This is a genomic window from Nocardia sp. NPDC050435, assembly GCF_040655395.1.
Taxonomy (GTDB): Bacteria; Actinomycetota; Actinomycetes; order Mycobacteriales; family Mycobacteriaceae; genus Nocardia.
Window position 1 is genome coordinate 71436 of sequence record NZ_JBFAJW010000015.1, and the last position, 15388, is coordinate 86823.

The 15388-nt window shown below is 68.7% G+C and carries 15 protein-coding genes; 3 read left to right on the forward strand and 12 right to left on the reverse strand.

Annotated features, from left to right (window positions below; translation table 11 throughout):
* Positions 1–136: 136 nt before the first annotated feature.
* Positions 137–718, reverse strand: coding sequence for a TetR/AcrR family transcriptional regulator (locus AB0I43_RS36255; protein ID WP_356978704.1), 582 nt, complete (start codon positions 716–718; stop codon positions 137–139).
* A 91-nt stretch (positions 719–809) separates the two neighbouring features.
* On the opposite strand from AB0I43_RS36255, the gene AB0I43_RS36260 reads away from it, so the two are divergent.
* Complete coding sequence (locus tag AB0I43_RS36260; protein WP_356978703.1) at positions 810–2222, forward strand: MFS transporter; 1413 nt, start codon at positions 810–812, stop codon at positions 2220–2222.
* On the opposite strand, the gene AB0I43_RS36265 is transcribed toward AB0I43_RS36260, so the two are convergent.
* From AB0I43_RS36265 to infC, 5 genes are all read right to left on the reverse strand, one after another.
* Positions 2117–2890: a class I SAM-dependent methyltransferase gene (locus AB0I43_RS36265; RefSeq protein ID WP_356978702.1), complete on the reverse strand. Its 774-nt coding sequence runs from the start codon at positions 2888–2890 to the stop codon at positions 2117–2119. The two genes, AB0I43_RS36260 and AB0I43_RS36265, sit on opposite strands and share 106 nt — an antisense overlap.
* Before the next feature lie 471 nt (positions 2891–3361).
* The gene (locus AB0I43_RS36270; protein WP_356978700.1) at positions 3362–4159 is read right to left on the reverse strand and encodes an RNA methyltransferase; all 798 of its coding nucleotides are present in this window, start codon (positions 4157–4159) and stop codon (positions 3362–3364) included.
* A 27-nt stretch (positions 4160–4186) separates the two neighbouring features.
* Positions 4187–4567, reverse strand: coding sequence for a 50S ribosomal protein L20 (gene rplT / locus AB0I43_RS36275; RefSeq protein WP_067506715.1), 381 nt, complete (start codon positions 4565–4567; stop codon positions 4187–4189).
* 75 nt (positions 4568–4642) lie between these two features.
* Positions 4643–4837, reverse strand: coding sequence for a 50S ribosomal protein L35 (gene rpmI / locus AB0I43_RS36280; protein ID WP_356978697.1), 195 nt, complete (start codon positions 4835–4837; stop codon positions 4643–4645).
* A gap of 61 nt (positions 4838–4898) precedes the next feature.
* The gene (gene infC, locus AB0I43_RS36285; RefSeq protein WP_357433478.1) at positions 4899–5606 is read right to left on the reverse strand and encodes a translation initiation factor IF-3; all 708 of its coding nucleotides are present in this window, start codon (positions 5604–5606) and stop codon (positions 4899–4901) included.
* Positions 5607–5972: 366 nt separating this feature from the next.
* Between infC and AB0I43_RS36290 the strand changes: the two genes are divergently transcribed.
* Positions 5973–6314, forward strand: a complete 342-nt coding sequence (locus tag AB0I43_RS36290) for a DUF1844 domain-containing protein (protein ID WP_356978695.1) — start codon at positions 5973–5975, stop codon at positions 6312–6314.
* Here AB0I43_RS36290 and AB0I43_RS36295 read toward each other — a convergent pair.
* The 6 genes from AB0I43_RS36295 to AB0I43_RS36320 form a co-directional block, all read right to left on the reverse strand.
* The gene (locus AB0I43_RS36295; protein WP_356978692.1) at positions 6311–7249 is read right to left on the reverse strand and encodes a TIGR04222 domain-containing membrane protein; all 939 of its coding nucleotides are present in this window, start codon (positions 7247–7249) and stop codon (positions 6311–6313) included. The two genes, AB0I43_RS36290 and AB0I43_RS36295, sit on opposite strands and share 4 nt — an antisense overlap.
* A 250-nt stretch (positions 7250–7499) precedes the next feature.
* Positions 7500–7640: a hypothetical protein gene (locus AB0I43_RS36300; protein WP_356978690.1), complete on the reverse strand. Its 141-nt coding sequence runs from the start codon at positions 7638–7640 to the stop codon at positions 7500–7502.
* A gap of 180 nt (positions 7641–7820) precedes the next feature.
* Positions 7821–10832: an excinuclease ABC subunit UvrA gene (gene uvrA, locus AB0I43_RS36305; protein WP_356978688.1), complete on the reverse strand. Its 3012-nt coding sequence runs from the start codon at positions 10830–10832 to the stop codon at positions 7821–7823.
* Between the two features lie 250 nt (positions 10833–11082).
* Positions 11083–13173 (reverse strand): glycogen debranching N-terminal domain-containing protein, encoded by a 2091-nt coding sequence (locus AB0I43_RS36310; protein ID WP_356978686.1) that lies wholly within the window; start codon positions 13171–13173, stop codon positions 11083–11085.
* 37 nt (positions 13174–13210) lie between these two features.
* Positions 13211–14281, reverse strand: a complete 1071-nt coding sequence (locus AB0I43_RS36315) for a glycosyltransferase family 4 protein (RefSeq protein WP_357433480.1) — start codon at positions 14279–14281, stop codon at positions 13211–13213.
* Complete coding sequence (locus AB0I43_RS36320; protein ID WP_356978683.1) at positions 14266–14481, reverse strand: hypothetical protein; 216 nt, start codon at positions 14479–14481, stop codon at positions 14266–14268. Before AB0I43_RS36320 ends, AB0I43_RS36315 begins: the two co-directional genes overlap by 16 nt.
* A 274-nt stretch (positions 14482–14755) precedes the next feature.
* Here AB0I43_RS36320 and AB0I43_RS36325 point away from each other — a divergent pair, with 274 nt between their 5' ends.
* A complete protein-coding gene (locus tag AB0I43_RS36325; protein ID WP_356978682.1) occupies positions 14756–15388 on the forward strand; it encodes a response regulator transcription factor in 633 nt (210 codons plus the stop codon).

A 15388-nucleotide genomic window follows, 5' to 3' on the forward strand; every position in this document is an offset into this window, starting at 1 on the left:
CCTGGGGATCGGCGTGCATATGGGACAGCACCCGGCCAGGCTCCTCGCCCGACCACATTGCTGCTGGTCGCAATCGTATTCGATGGCGTGTGGTCACTTCATCCGGATTACCCGTGGCGGTCGGGTCCGAGGCTGATCAGCACGGATCCGGGTTCTCCTGGACGTCGTCCCAGATCTCGCGCGCCCAGTCGGCCGGGAACGCGTCGGGCCCGATCACGCGCATGGCGCTCATGATGGTGAGCAGCATGCCGGTGCCGACGAAGCGGCGCGCCTCGTTGGTGCTCGCGCCGGTGAGTTCGCGCACCACGGTGTAGGTACGGCCGAAGCCCGCGCGCACGGCGTCGCCGATCACCGGGTCGACGCTGGCGGTGAAACCGTGCAGCATGGCCAGCGAGGGTTCGGGCTCCTCGAGCAGGGCGTCGTAGGCATTGCCGAGCGCTTTGAGCGCCTCGGCCGGGGTGGCATCGGGGTCCAAATCGGCGACGGCCTCGCGGAAGACCTCCTGGATGCGGCCGCAGACCTGGTCGATGACCGCCACGAAGAGTTGCTGCTTGGTGCCGAAGAGCCGGATCACATACGGCTGCGACACGCCCGCCCGGCGCGCAATCTCATCGGTTTTCGTTCCGGCGTAACCGGATTCGGAAAAAGCCGACACCGCCGCGGCGAGTACTTCGGCGCGGCGATCGGTCGCGGTCATCCGGGTTCGAGCAGAACGCACGGGGCTCCTCTCAGTGGCGTATTGACATGTTATCAGTCGATGCATACGCTTCGATTCGTTAGTTATCAGTCAATTACAAATAAGGCTGGACATGACCGAAACCCTCACGCCACCGGCTGTCTCCACCGGTGCGCCGCCCCGGCCCCTCGCCGCGGTGCTCGCCGCCGTCGGCATACCCATGTTCATGGTCGTGCTGGACAACCTCGTGGTCACCAACGCGCTCCCCGTGATCCGCACCGAACTCGGCGCGTCGCTGACCGACCTGCAGTGGTTCGTCAACGCCTACACGCTGTCCTTCGCCTCCCTCCTGCTCACCGCCGCCGCCATCGGCGACCGGCTCGGCCGCCGCCGGATCTTCCTGGGCGGCATCGCGCTGTTCACCGCGGCCTCGGCCGCCTGCGCGCTGGCCACCGAACCCTGGATGCTGATCACCGCCCGCGCGATCCAGGGCGTCGGCGCGGCCGGGGTGCTGCCGCTGTCGCTGACGCTGCTCTCGGTCGCGGTTCCCGAGAAGATGCGCAGCGCCGCCATCGGCATCTGGGGCGGCATCACCGGGCTCGGCGTCGCGCTCGGCCCGCTCGTCGGCGGCGCCGTCGTCGAGGGCCTGAGCTGGCAGTGGATCTTCTGGCTCAACGTGCCGATCGGCATTCTCGCGGTGCCCTTCGTGGCCCGGGTACTGCCCGAATCCTTCGGCGGGGAACGCAAACTCGACCCGCTCGGGCTGGCGCTCTCGGCCGGCGGCGTGCTCGCCGTCGTCTGGGGCGTGGTGCACGGTGCCGACGACGGCTGGACCTCGGCCACGGTGCTCGGCGCGCTCATCGCGGGCGGCGTCCTGCTCATCGCCATGATCGTCTGGGAACTGCGGACACCGCATCCGATGCTGCCGCTGCGCATGTTCCGCTCCCGCGCGTTCCGGCTGGCCAACGCCACCGGCTTCACCTTCTCCATCGGCGTCTTCGGCGCGATCTTCCTGCTCGCCCAGTACTTCCAGGTGGTGCAGGGGTACTCCCCGCTGGAGTCGGGCATTCGCACCATGCCGTGGACGCTGGCCCCGATGGTCGTCGCCCCCATCGCGGGCATGATCGTCGACAAGGTCGGGGCCCGAACCCTGCTCGCGCTCGGGCAGTTCCTGCTGACCCTCGCCCTGGGCTGGATGGCGCTGGTCACCGCCGTGGACGCCGCCTACGGCTCGTTCGTGGGCCCGTTCCTGCTCGGCGGCATCGGCATGGGCCTGACCTTCGCGCCCAGCGCAACCGTGGTCATGGCCAGCGCCGGACCGGACGAACAGGCCATGGCCTCGGGCACCAACAGCACCATCCGCGAGGTCGGCGTCGCCATGGGTGTCGCCATCCTGGCCTCGGTGTTCGCCTCGCACGGCTCCTACACCGATCCGCAGTCCTATGTCGACGGACTGGTCCCCGCGATCTGGGTCGGCACCGCGATCGTGGCGGTGGGTGCGGTGATCTCGCTGTTCGTGCCGCGAGTGGTCGACGCCCAGCGGTAGTAGGAGTTGACGGCGGGCTGGCCGGTGTAGTTCGGGCCCGCCCTATCGTCCGCACCGGCGTAGTCGAACGGCAGCGCCGGTGCGGCGGGACCCCGGCGGCTGATCCGCCGCCTACGGCCGTCGTAGTCGAAGCCCTGTGCGCGCAGCGCGGTGCGCAGTCGGCGGTCGAGCGGGCGCGCGTCCGCGGACAGCACACTGGCCAGATCCAGGTTCGCGACGAACAGTCCGTCCTCGGCGAGCCAGGAGGACACCGCCGCAAGCACTTTCAGCTTGTCCCCCAGGTAGTGCAGACCGCGCACACAGGTGATCAGATCGAAACGCTCGCTCGGCGACCAACTGGTCACCGACGCCGTCACGAACTCGACGCCCGGTGCGCGCCCGGACGCGAACGCGTCCACCAGATCCACCCCGACGATCCGCAGCCGCTCGTCATCGATGAGTTCCGCGCATTCCAGCAGCGCCCGCCCCGAACCGCAGCACAGATCCAGCCAGCGAAAGCCCGGCGCGCCCTGCGCGAGCCGCTGCCGGATCACCTCGGCCACATCCAGACCGAGCTCGCGGCCGTACCCGTTCGACCCGGTCAACCGCCGTTCCCGGTTCATCGCGTTGTTGGCGACCACCGACGATCGTTCCAGCGCCACCTCATCGAGCAACCGCACCTCATCCACCGTGCGACCCTATCCGGGAGAGCCGCGCCGATCGGCGCGCTGCCCCGGCCGCGCATGGCCCGGGGCCAAAACCTCTCCGGAAGGACGACTGGTTCGTCCCACTCTGAGCGACAAGGCTCAACCATGGTTAGGGGTTGTCGCTAGGAGTGAGACGACTGACGGCACCCAGGCCGAGGCGGTGCAAACGGGTGCGCATTCGATACCGCGAGGATCGAGCTATTTCACCGGGGGCGTAGAGGCCCGGCCCGATCCTGCAGACTCTGCCCAAGCCGACCTCCCAGCGGAGTGCATCCGACACGGTTTTCGACGGACGGCCACCGGTGGTGAAGCCGCTTTCCTCCAACAGGGAGACCAGTTCGCCGACGGTCAGTGGCCCGGCCGCGAAGAGGTGGGCGGTGAGCGCATAGCGCAACTCGGCGCCGACGAGCCTCCGGAGTGTCATGCCCCAAGCATCACCCGAGGCGCCGACACCTAATGGGCGTAGCGCACCCGGCTGTTGGCGTAGAGGCAGATGGCGGCGGCAGTAGCGAGGTTGAGGGATTCGGCGCGGCCGCGGATGGGGATGCGGAGGCGGTGGTCGGCGCGCGCGGCGACGGCCGGGTCCAGACCGTGCGCCTCGTTGCCGAAGAGCCAGGCGACCGGGCCCTGGAACACCTCGTCGGCGTCGTCCAGGTCGAGTTCGCCGGTGGCGGTGGTCGCGAGCAGCGTGATGCCCGCCGCCGCGATCGCCTCGAGGGTCTCGCCGACATCGCGGCTGCGGGCGACCGGCAGATGGAACAGGCTGCCCGCGCTGGCGCGGACGCATTTGCCGTTGTGCGGGTCGACGGTGTCGCCGGCCAGGACCACCCCGTCGGCGCCGACCGAATCGGCCACCCGGATGAGCGTCCCGGCATTGCCCGGTTCGCTGATCTCGACCGGTACCGCCAGGATGCGCGGTCCGCGCTCCACGATGTCGGCCAGCGGCACGTCCACGAGGTCGCAGACGGCGACCAGGCCGGGGGCGGTGACGGTTTCACCGAGATGCTGGGCGGCGCGGTCGCTCACCAGCGTGGTGCGCACCCCCGCGGCCGCGGCGCCCGCGACGAGCTCGTGCTCGCGGGTGGCCGCCTCGAGCGAGTAGAACAGCTCGCGCACCCGCCCGGTCTCCAGCGCGGCGGTCACCGCGTTCGCGCCTTCGGCCAGGAACTGGCCGGCTTTGCGGCGTTGCGCCGAGCGATGCAGCTTGGAAGCCGAAACGACCCGTGGATTGCTCGGGGAGAGCGGATCCACGGGTCGTCCCGAAGATATCTGCGTCAATTACGCGGCAGGCGCGTTGACGTCGGCGGGCAGCGCCGCCTTCGCGACCGCGACCAGGCCGGCGAACGCCTCGGCGTCGGAGACGGCGAGCTCGGCGAGGATCTTGCGGTCCACCTCGACACCCGCGGCCTTCAGGCCCTGGATGAAGCGGTTGTAGGTGATGTCGTTGAGGCGCGCCGCGGCATTGATGCGGGCGATCCACAGCTTGCGGAAGTCACCCTTGCGCGCCCGGCGGTCCCGGTAGGCGTAGGTGAGCGAGTGCAGCTGCTGTTCCTTGGCCTTGCGGTACAACCGCGAGCGCTGGCCCCGGTAGCCCTTGGAGGCCTCGAGGATGGAACGGCGCTTCTTCTGAGCGTTGACGGCCCTTTTGACGCGTGCCACTGGTCAGTCCTTAAGTCGAAATAGGGGGCGCGGGTGCGGCGCCCGGTTGGTCGGTGTCGATCGCTGCTTCAGGCCTCAGAGGCCGAGCAGCCTCTTGACGCGAGGGACGTCGACGGCCGCGACCGACTCCGTGCCATCCAGACGACGAGTCCGGCGGGTGGACTTGTGCTCGAGCAGGTGGCGACGGTTCGCCTGCTGGCGCAGCAGCTTGCCGCGGCCCGAAACCTTGAAACGCTTCGAGGCGCCGCTGTGGCTCTTCATCTTCGGCATGGATTCCTCTATCTGGTCGTGCCGGTACCCCACGGGTGGAACACCGGTGTGCTGTTCGTAATTACTGCGAATCGGCCGGCGCTGCCGGCGCTTCCGCAGGGGCGGGAGCCGCAGGCGCCGGAGCGGCGGCGGGGCGCGGTGCAGCTGCCTGCGGTCGCGCGGCCGACTCCTCCTGAGCCTTAACCCGCGTCTTCGCACCCTTGTGCGGGGCGAGGACCATGGTCATATTGCGACCGTCCTGCTTTGCGGAGGTCTCGACGAAACCCAACTCGGCGACGTCGGAGGCCAGGCGCTGCAACAACCGGAAGCCCAGTTCCGGACGCGACTGCTCGCGGCCGCGGAACATGATCGTCACCTTGACCTTGGACCCGGCTTCGAGGAAGCGAACCACGTTGCGCTTCTTGGTCTCGTAGTCGTGATCGTCGATCTTGGGCCGGAGCTTCTGCTCCTTGATCACGGTCTGTACTTGGTTCTTCCGAGACTCGCGCGCCTTCTGCGCCGTCTCGTACTTGAACTTGCCGTAGTCCATGATCTTGCAGACCGGGGGACGGGCATCCGGGGCCACCTCGACCAGGTCGAGGTCGGCTTCGAGGGCGACGCGTAGTGCATCTTCAACACGCACGATCCCAACCTGCTCGCCGCTGGGTCCGATGAGCCGAACCTCGGGAACACGGATGCGATCGTTGATGCGGGTCTCAGTGCTGATGGGGCCTCCTAGGTCAAACGGTGTCGTCCGACGACCGTGCAATAACTGCAGCCCCTTGTTCAACACAAAGGCCCCGGTGCGATATTTCTACCGCTACGGGGCCCGAGTCGACCGGTACACGGGCGCGCACAACTCGCGCCTGCCTTGCGCACGAGACTGGCTCCGCGCAAGAACCCGCCGGATACGGCGGGCGACCGGACCGTTTGACCTCTACGATTGCTCGTGGGCAACGGTGGGAGTCGGGCTCCACTTATCTGCCCCTAGCTGTTCCCACAAAGAAGAACGACCCGGGGCGGTCGTCAGCGAATAGTGTAGCAGTGCAGACTGCTATAACCGAAATCGTGGCCCTTCGGCCGGTCGCGGCGGCCTGCGCCACAGCCGGGGCGGCCGCCTGCTCCCCCGCCGCGGCCGCCGCCTAGCCTCTCATACATGACCGAACAGCCCGACAGCTCCGTACGCGAACTCGCCGACATCCCCGCCGTGGAGGTGATCAGCCGGGCCGCGGTCATGCTGATGAGCTCGGCCGCGGAGAAGCTGGGGCTGGCCGACGAGGATCCCGACACCAGCCCGCGCCGCGATCTGGACGAGGCCCGCCGGGTGATCACCGCGCTGGCCGGGCTGGTCACCGCCTCGGTGGAGTACCTGGGCCCGCACGCCGGCCCGATCCGCGAGGGTTTGCAGTCCTTGCAGCGCGCCTTCCGCGAGGCGTCGGCGCACCCGGACGAGCCGGGCAAGGGCCCGGGCGAGAAGTACACCGGCCCGGTCTACTAGTCCCCGCCGCCACCACCGCCGCAGCCCCCGCCACCGCCGCCACCGCTGCAACCGGAGGCGGCGCCCGCGCCATCGCCGCCGAAGAGCCCGTCGACCGACCAGCTGCTGCCGCCGCCGTGATCGTCGTCGCCGTTCCAGCCCTGCCAGCCGCTGCCCTGCGGAGCGAAATCGGGGGTCGGAGCGCCGCCCGCGACCGTCAGATCGGCGGTCATGCCCAGTGCGACCATGCGCTTGAAGCGCGACCGGGGCGTCATGAACCAGCCACGGGCCGGCTCGGTTTCGGGATCCCCGGGCTCCGCGGGCACCTCGATCACCGCCGGATCGTCCGGGGAGCGCCACTCGTCGAGCACGCGCTGGTTCTCGGCCCGGACCTGCCGCAGATAACGCCGACCGGCGAGGGTGCGCCGGACGAAAAGCACCAGCGCCCAAGCGGAGACGACGAGCACGGCCGATGCGAGCACGATCGGTACGGTCACCTCCCCGGCGACCAGCTGCGCCACCACCGCGGCCGGAAGCAGGAGCAGCGCGATCGTCACGGCCAGCCGGCGCCGGGCCCGCCCGGGCACCAGGCCCGCCGCGCGCAGCCGCGCGATCCCCTGCGCCAATTCCGCCCGGGTGCGTCGACGGCGGCGCAGCACCCGCAGTCGCGCGGGGGCGCCGAGATCGGCGTAAACGGCCCGTTCCAGTGGATCGGCGTCGGCGGGCAACGGGACATCGGAATGCCGGAATTCCTTGGTGCGCCGATGCCGGTCGAGCACGCCGTCGAGATAGAGCGTGGTGACCGCGGCGGACATCGCACCCCGATCGCCGCCGTTGAGGAATCCGAGATCCGCTGTGGACGGCTCCGCGTCGCTCCGAAGCGACGCCGGTAACAGCAGCAGCGCGGCGATCACTACCAGCAGTGCCGCGGCGACCGAGAGAAACAACACCCCCACGTTTCCCACCCCCCTGAAAAGTCGTACGCGGGATGTCTTCAGTATGCGAGGGCGGGAGGCCGTGCGCCACAAGATAAAACGGGACCGGCAGGAGTGCCGATCCCGTTCCGTCCGTGCTCGGTGTTACGCCGGCGGCGGTGTCACCGAGATGGAGGAGCCGCTGGAGATGAGGTTGGCGAGTGCCGCGAAGATGGCGCCCAGGCCCGCGCTTCCGCTGTCCATGCTGTGAATCCTTTCGAGATCGGCCGCGCTACTTGCCCGGGTTGTAGTTGATCGACGACCCGGTGATCAGACCCAGGATCTGGGTGATGATGGCACCGATGTCCACGCCTTCCATCGCGTGTTCCTTTCTGTCGCACCGGATCTCAGCGGCCCGCTGCCGGCGGGGCACGCCGGGTACCCGGTTCGCGTTTCGCTGCTGTCCGGGAGGGGGCCGAACAGGTGAGCAGATCGTACACACGCGTGTTTCACTTTCGGGCGAGTTTCCGGCATCTCCCCGGAAGCCCAGGTCAAGACGCCGGAAACCAGTGTGGCGCCGCCCGATTACTCGGACGGCGCCACCGGATCGGGCTCAGCGCAGCGCGGCGGCCTTGCGGGCCAGGCGCTTGGCCGTCTGCTCCGGCGTCTTCTTCGCCGGTTCCTTGGCGGCCGTCGCCTTCTTGGCCGCGGCCTTCTTCGCCGGGGCCTTCTTGGCGGGCGCCTTCTTGGCGGCCGGCTTCGACGCGGCCGGCTGCTCCAGCACCTCCTTCAGGAACTGCCCGGTGTAGCTGTGCGCCACGGCCGCGACATCCTCGGGCGTGCCCTCGGCCACCACGGTGCCACCGCCGGAACCACCCTCGGGGCCCATATCGATGACCCAGTCGGAGGTCTTGATGACATCGAGGTTGTGCTCGATGACGATCACCGTGTTGCCCTTGTCTACCAGGCCGTTGATCACCTTGAGCAGCTTGCGGATGTCCTCGAAGTGCAGGCCCGTCGTCGGCTCGTCCAGGATGTAGACGGTGCGGCCGGTCGAACGCTTCTGCAACTCCGCCGACAGCTTGACGCGCTGCGCCTCACCGCCGGACAGCGTCGGCGCGCTCTGCCCCAGCCGGACGTAGCCCAGGCCGACATCCACCAGCGTCTTCAGGTACCGGTGGATCGAGGAGATCGGCTCGAAGAACTCCGCGCCCTCCTCGATGGACATGTCCAGCACCTCGGCGATGGTCTTGCCCTTGTAGTGCACCTCGAGGGTCTCCCGGTTGTAGCGCGCGCCGTGGCACACCTCGCACGGGACGTAGACATCCGGCAGGAAGTTCATCTCGATCTTCAAGGTGCCGTCGCCCGAGCACGCTTCGCAACGGCCGCCCTTGACGTTGAAGGAGAACCGGCCCGGCTGGTAGCCGCGCACCTTGGCCTCGGTGGTGGCCGCGAACAGCGTGCGGATCTTGTCGAACACGCCGGTGTAGGTGGCCGGATTGGACCGCGGGGTGCGGCCGATCGGCGACTGGTCCACCTGGACCAGCTTGTCCAGGTGATCCAGGCCCTTGATCCGCAGGTGCCGGCCCGGGACCTGCCGCGCGCCGTTCAGCTTGTTCGCCAGCACGGTCGCCAGGATGTCGTTGACCAGCGTGGACTTGCCGGACCCGGAGACACCGGTGACCGAGGTGAGCACCCCGAGCGGGAAGCTCACCTCGACGTTGCGCAGGTTGTGTTCGGTCGCGCCGACGACGGTGAGCTGACGCTTCTTGTCGACCGGGCGCCGCACCAGCGGCAGTTCGATCCGCTCCCGGCCGGAAAGGTAGGCGCCGGTCAGCGAATTCGGGTCGGTGAGCAGCTCCTGATACGGACCGCTGTGCACCACCCGGCCGCCGTGCTCGCCCGCGAGCGGGCCGATGTCGACCACCCAGTCCGAGGCGCGGATGGTGTCCTCGTCGTGTTCGACCACGATCAGCGTGTTGCCGAGATTGCGCAGCCGGGTAAGGGTTTCGATCAGCCGGCGATTGTCGCGCTGGTGCAGGCCGATGGACGGCTCGTCCAGCACGTAGAGCACGCCGACCAGGCCGGACCCGATCTGGGTAGCCAGGCGGATGCGCTGGGCCTCGCCGCCGGAGAGCGTGGCGGCGGCCCGCGACAGCGTCAGGTACTCCAGGCCGACGTCGAGCAGAAAGCCCAGGCGCGCCTGCACCTCCTTGAGCACCTGCCCGGCGATCGCGGCCTCGCGATCACCCAGGGTGAGCGCGTTCAGGAAGTGCGAGCAATCGCCGATGGACAGATCGCTGACATCGGCGATGGACTTGCGCTCCCCCGCCGCGTCGAGCGTGACGGCCAGGATCTCCGGCCGCAGGCGGGCGCCGTCGCAGACCGGGCACGGCACGTCGCGCATGTACCCGTCGTAGTGCTCCTTCATCTGCTCGGACTCGGTGTTCTCCATGCGCCGCTGCAAGAACGGCATCACGCCCTCGAAATCGGCGTAGTAGGAACGCTTGCGCCCGTAGCGGTTGGTGTAGGAGACGTGCACCTGGTCGGCGCTGCCCTCCAGTACCGCCTTGCGCGCCTTCTGCGGCAGGTCCTGCCAGGGGGTGTCCATGGAGAACCCGACCGCCTCGGCGAGACCGGACAGCAGGCGGTTGAAGTACTCGGCGGTCTGGCCGCGCGACCAGGGCGCGATCGCGCCGTCGGCCAGGCTCAGCTCCGGATCGGGGACGACGAGTTCCGGATCCACCTCTTTGCGGATGCCCAGGCCGGTGCAGTCCGGGCAGGCGCCGTAGGGCGAGTTGAAGGAGAACGAGCGCGGCTCGAGATCCTCGATGTCGAGCGGGTGGCCGTTGGGGCAGGCCAGCCGCTCGGAGAAGCGCCGCTCGCGGTCGTGCGCGTGCTCGTCGCGATCGACGAAATCGAGCACCACGATACCGTCGGCCAGCCGCAGCGCCGTCTCGATCGAATCCGTGAGGCGCTGTTTGGAACTCGGCTTGACCGCCAGCCGGTCGACGACGACCTCGACGTCGTGCTTCTCCTGCTTCTTCAGCTTCGGCGGATCGGTCAGCGGGTAGACCACGCCGTCCACCCGGACGCGGGAGTAGCCCTGGCCGTTCAGCGACTCGAACAGGTCGACGAACTCGCCCTTGCGGGTGCGCACCACCGGCGCCAGGACCTGGAACTTGAGGCCCTCGGGCATGGCGAGCACCTGGTCGACGATCTGCTGCGGCGTCTGCCGGGCGATCAGCTCGCCGCAGGTCGGGCAGTGCGGCGTACCGGCGCGGGCGTAGAGCAGGCGCAGGTAGTCGTAGACCTCGGTGATGGTGCCCACGGTCGAGCGCGGGTTGCGGTTGGTCGATTTCTGGTCGATCGACACCGCGGGCGAGAGGCCCTCGATGAAATCGACGTCGGGTTTGTCCATCTGGCCGAGGAACTGCCGCGCGTACGCCGACAGCGACTCGACATAGCGCCGCTGACCCTCGGCGAAAATCGTGTCGAAGGCAAGACTCGACTTGCCCGATCCGGAAAGCCCGGTGAACACGATGAGACTGTCGCGGGGCAGGTCGAGATCGACCCCTTTGAGGTTGTGCTCCCGAGCTCCGCGCACAGTGAGGCGTTCCGCCACCAGGTGAATCCCTTCTCGAACGTGTCGGCGTACAACTGATAAAGCCACAGCAAGACCAGCATCATCCGGGGTTCCCCGAGAACCCAGACTTACCCCCGCGGTCATGCTAGGCCGACCCACCGACAAGTTTCGCCGAGCGCGCGCCCCACCCGCCTGACCTCCCCTTATCCAACAGGATGCCGCACGCGCGGATTCCCCGCATCGGGCGATGCGGGGTGACACCCGGTTGACCGGGGGGGCCGAGCCCGGCTCAGTCCGAGCCGGCGGCGCCGTCCACCTGGAAACCCTTGTCGTTCACCGTGACGGTGAGCACATCGTCGCCGACGCGCAGCCCAGCCACCCGCAGCGGCAGATAGCGCCGCGGCACCACCGGGTCGACCAGCTTGTCGCCGTTGCCCGGCTCCAGCCGCAGCATGGTCCGCAGGAACAGCAGCGGCGTCGCGGCCGCCCACGCCTGCGGCGAGCACGAGGTCGGATAGGGCACCGGCGCGGAGAACTCGGAGCGATCGAAACCGCAGAACAGCTCCGGCAGCCGGTGCCCGAAGCGCACCGCGGCGTCGAGCACGCCGTCGATCACCCGGTTCGCGTGCTCGGTGAACCCGTAGCGCATCAGCCCGGCCGCGCAGATCGCGTTGTCGTGCGGCCACACCGAGCCGTTGTGATAGCTGACCGGGTTGTAGGCGCCCATACTGCTGGCCAGGGTGCGGATGCCCCAGCCGCTGAACATCTCCGGCGAGAGCAGGTGATCGGCGACCGACCGGGCCTTGTCCTCGTCGACGATGCCGGTCCACAGGCAGTGCCCGATATTGGAGGTGAGGGCGTCGATCGGGCGTTTGCCGCGGTCCAGTCCGATGGCGTACCAGCCCTTGTCGGGCAGCCAGAACTGTTCGTTGAACGCCCGCTTGAGCCGGGCGGCCTTGGCCCGCAGGGTCGCGGCGAGCTCGCCTTCGCCGGTGTCGTCGGCGATCGCGGCGCGCGCCAGGTAGGCCGCGTAGACATAGCCCTGCACCTCGGCCAGCGCGATCGGCGCGTGCGGCATGCCGCCGTCGACGAAGTTGACGCCGTCCCACGAGTCCTTCCAGCCCTGGTTGGCCAAGCCGTGCTCGGCGGCGCGGGCGTATTCGACGAAGCCGTCGCCGTCCATGTCGCCGTACTGCTCGATCCAGGCCAGTGCGCGATCGGCGTGCGGCAGCAGCTCGTCGCGGGTCTCGGCGTCCAGGCCCCAGCGGTGCAGCTCGCCCAGCAGCATGACGAACAGCGGTGTGGCGTCGGCGGTTCCGTAGTAGACGGTGTCGCCGCCGAGCAGCAGCGTCGCGGCCCGGCCGAAGCGCACCTCGTGCGGGATGCGCCCGGGCTGTTCCTCCTGTAGCGGCCGGATCTCCTTGCCCTGCATGCCCGCCAGGCTCTGCAGCGTGCCCACCGCCAGCTGCCGGTCCAGCGGCAGCACCATCCACGAGGTGAGCAGCGAGTCCCGCCCGAACAGCGCCATGAACCAGGGCGCGCCCGCGGCGACGACCGCGCGTTCGGGATGGCCCGGGTCGAAGATGCGCAGCGCGCCCAGATCGCCGACGGCGCGCTGCAACGTCGCGGCCAGGGTCTCGTCCTCGGTGAGCACGGTCGGCGAGTTCTGGTACCAGTCCCGCAGGCGCTGGTACGGCGTGCTGTGTGAGACCGGGCTGCCGCAGCCGTAGCGCGGCGTCACCGGCACCGCGCCGAGCGCGGGCCGGTACTGGATGCACGCCGTCCATTCCCCGCGCCCGGGAAGTTCGATCCGCCAGCGCAATTCGCGCTCGCCGGCGGTGGCGCCGGCGGCGGAGACGGTCACCGCCAGTTGCAGGTCCGGCCGGCTGATCTCGAACGCGTCCGCGGCCACGACCTTGGCCTGGGTGACCACGCCCTCGCCGATCCGGCCCTCCTTCACCTCGAACAGATCGGCGAAGTCGGCGTCCAGCTCCAGGGTGACGGTGCAGGTGATGGGATCGCCGGAGAGGTTGCGCACGGTGAGGTCCTCGCGCATGCCGTCGCCGACGTGGCGGCCCAGCACCACCAGGGCGGTGCTGTCCGCGCGGCCGGGCCGCGGCGGGGTGCGGGCCAGCAGCGTGGCGCTGTAGGGGTCGGCGTACTGCACCGTAAGGGGTTGCGGCGGTTGACCGTCCACGGTCAACCGCCACGACGACACCACCCTGGTGTCGCGCACGAACAACCCCTCCGGCCGGTTGGGGGTGATCGCGCCGCCGCTCTCGCTGATGCAGAAGGTCGAGCCCTCCACCAGCGTCACACCGGCGCCGACGACACTGGGCTCGCCCACCTCACCGGCGGCGTCACCCCAGGGATTGTTCACCACGGCATCGGGATTTCGGGTCGCTCGGAGCCCGGCCTCACGACACCGTTTCGGGCACCATCGCCCGGCTCGTCCGTTCACCGGTCAGAATGCGGCGGTAGAGCCGCTCATGGTCACGGGCCATGCGGAGCAGGCTAAACCGTCGCTCCGCGGCTGTCCGGCAAACGCGCCGATCTATGGTGCCGACACGCTCCAAAGCGTCTGCCATGTCCCAAATGTCGCGACACAGGAAGCCGGTCCGGCCGTCTTCGACGATCTCCGGCGCCGCGCCGTTGGGAAACGCCAGAACCGGTGTGCCGCAGGCCAATGCCTCGGCCATGACCAGTCCGAAGGGCTCGGGCCAGCCGATGGGGTTGATCAGCGCGTCGGCGTGGCGCACCAGCTCCACCCGCCGATCCAGCGGCTCCTCGCGGGGCTCGGGATCGTCCGGCGCCATCAGCGGGCGGACCCGCTCCTGGTAGTAGGCGCGTTCCTCGGGTTCCCTGATCTTGGTGATCAGCAACAGTTTCCGGCGCGCCAGCCGCGCCACCTGCACCGCGCGGTGCACACCCTTCTCCGGATTCATCCGGCCGACGAACACCACGTATCCGCCGTCGCCGGGGCCGTAGCGGTAGGCGTCGAGATCGATGCCGTGATGGATCACCGCGTCGATCGGGACCTTGTCGCCCGCGGCCCGCTGCTGCGCCTGCGAGATCGCCACGATGTGCGCCTGCTGTTCGGCCATAGCGCGGAACATGTCCTGGCGCATCGGCGTGAACGGACCGTGATTGGTGACCACCACCGGCGGACCGCCGGCCGAGGCGCCGATGAACGGGCCGAGCGAGGTGTGATCGTGAATGATGTCGACGTCGCTGAGCGCTTCGTAGGCGTGCAGCACGTGCATCAATTCGGCTTCGCCGACACCGATCTGCGCGGTCGGATGCTCGAACAAATAGGAACGCCGGACCGGACAGGTCGACTCACCGACGGTGAATAGATGAACGTCGTGGCCGAGCCGCGCCAAACCGATCGCGAGATTACCCACCACGGCTTCCGTGCCGCCGTACGCCGGCGGCGGAACCGGAACCCACGGCGGAACAACGAGTCCGATCTTCATTGGCTCGCCCATAAGCCGGCGTCGCCTTCGCCGATCAGCGCGTCCACAATGGTGCGCCCCTGCGCCAGCCGCCAGCGGGTGCCGCAGTCGAGGCAGTGAAAGCGGGCATCCCGCTGGTCATCGAAGGTTCCGATCGCGCCCGAACCGCAGCCTGGGCATTTGCGTGGCGGACCGAAAATATTACTGAAATCAAGCGTAGCTGAATATGCCATTTCCCGAGATTACTGTGCACGGGCCCTGTGGCCACGATGCCTAAAGCCCTCGTTGAATGACTTCGGTCCTATGATACTCGAAACCGCAAAGCGGGCACGGATTTTGCGAACAAGACTGTTTCACTCGAGAACGGTTCTGGGCGTGTCCGCAATTCGAGTCGGCATTACCCGTAATTTCGGAATGATCTTCGAACGAGCTCACCCGAGTGGTAGCCGCGGACGCCCGAAACGAGATACCTTGGCGGGGTAGCCCGTTCGCCGGTGGGAGGCCGTCGTGCTCAAAGTGTTCTTGGTAGATGACCACGAGATCGTCCGGCGCGGCCTGATCGACCTGCTGGAAAGCGACCCGGAACTCTCGGTGATCGGCGAGGCCGGTGATGTCGCGCAGGCGATGGCCGGCATCCGCGCGCTGCGGCCCGATGTCGCGGTGCTGGATGTTCGCCTGCCCGACGGCAACGGCATCGAACTGTGCCGCGATCTGCTCGCCGAGAACGAGGAGTTGCGCTGCCTCATCCTGACCTCCTACACCGACGAGCACGCCATGCTCGACGCCATCCTGGCGGGCGCGGGCGGCTACGTGGTGAAGAACATCAAGGGGATGGAGCTGGCCGAGGCGATCAAGGCCGTCGGGTCCGGCCGCTCGCTGCTGGACACCCGCGCGGCCACGGCCCTGAAGGCGCGCTTACGCAACAGCACCGAGAACGACGGCCCGCTGGCCGGGCTGACCGAGCAGGAGCGCCGCCTGCTGGCGCTGCTCGGCGAGGGCCTGACCAACCGGCAGATCGCCGCGCGCATGTTCCTGGCCGAGAAGACGGTGAAGAACTACGTCTCCCGACTGCTGGCCAAGCTGGGCATGGAGCGCCGGACCCAGGCGGCGGTGCTGGCCTCGAAACTGCGTGAGGGCTAG

What these genes read in the sequence shown, in the direction of transcription:
- AB0I43_RS36260 (WP_356978703.1), top strand. Translation starts at nt 810, where the DNA reads ATGACCGAAACCCTCACGCCACCGGCTGTCTCCACCGGTGCGCCGCCC.
- rpmI (WP_356978697.1), bottom strand. Translation starts at nt 4,837, where the DNA reads ATGCCGAAGATGAAGAGCCACAGCGGCGCCTCGAAGCGTTTCAAGGTT.
- AB0I43_RS36290 (WP_356978695.1), top strand. Translation starts at nt 5,973, where the DNA reads ATGACCGAACAGCCCGACAGCTCCGTACGCGAACTCGCCGACATCCCC.
- AB0I43_RS36315 (WP_357433480.1), bottom strand. Translation starts at nt 14,281, where the DNA reads ATGGGCGAGCCAATGAAGATCGGACTCGTTGTTCCGCCGTGGGTTCCG.
- AB0I43_RS36320 (WP_356978683.1), bottom strand. Translation starts at nt 14,481, where the DNA reads ATGGCATATTCAGCTACGCTTGATTTCAGTAATATTTTCGGTCCGCCA.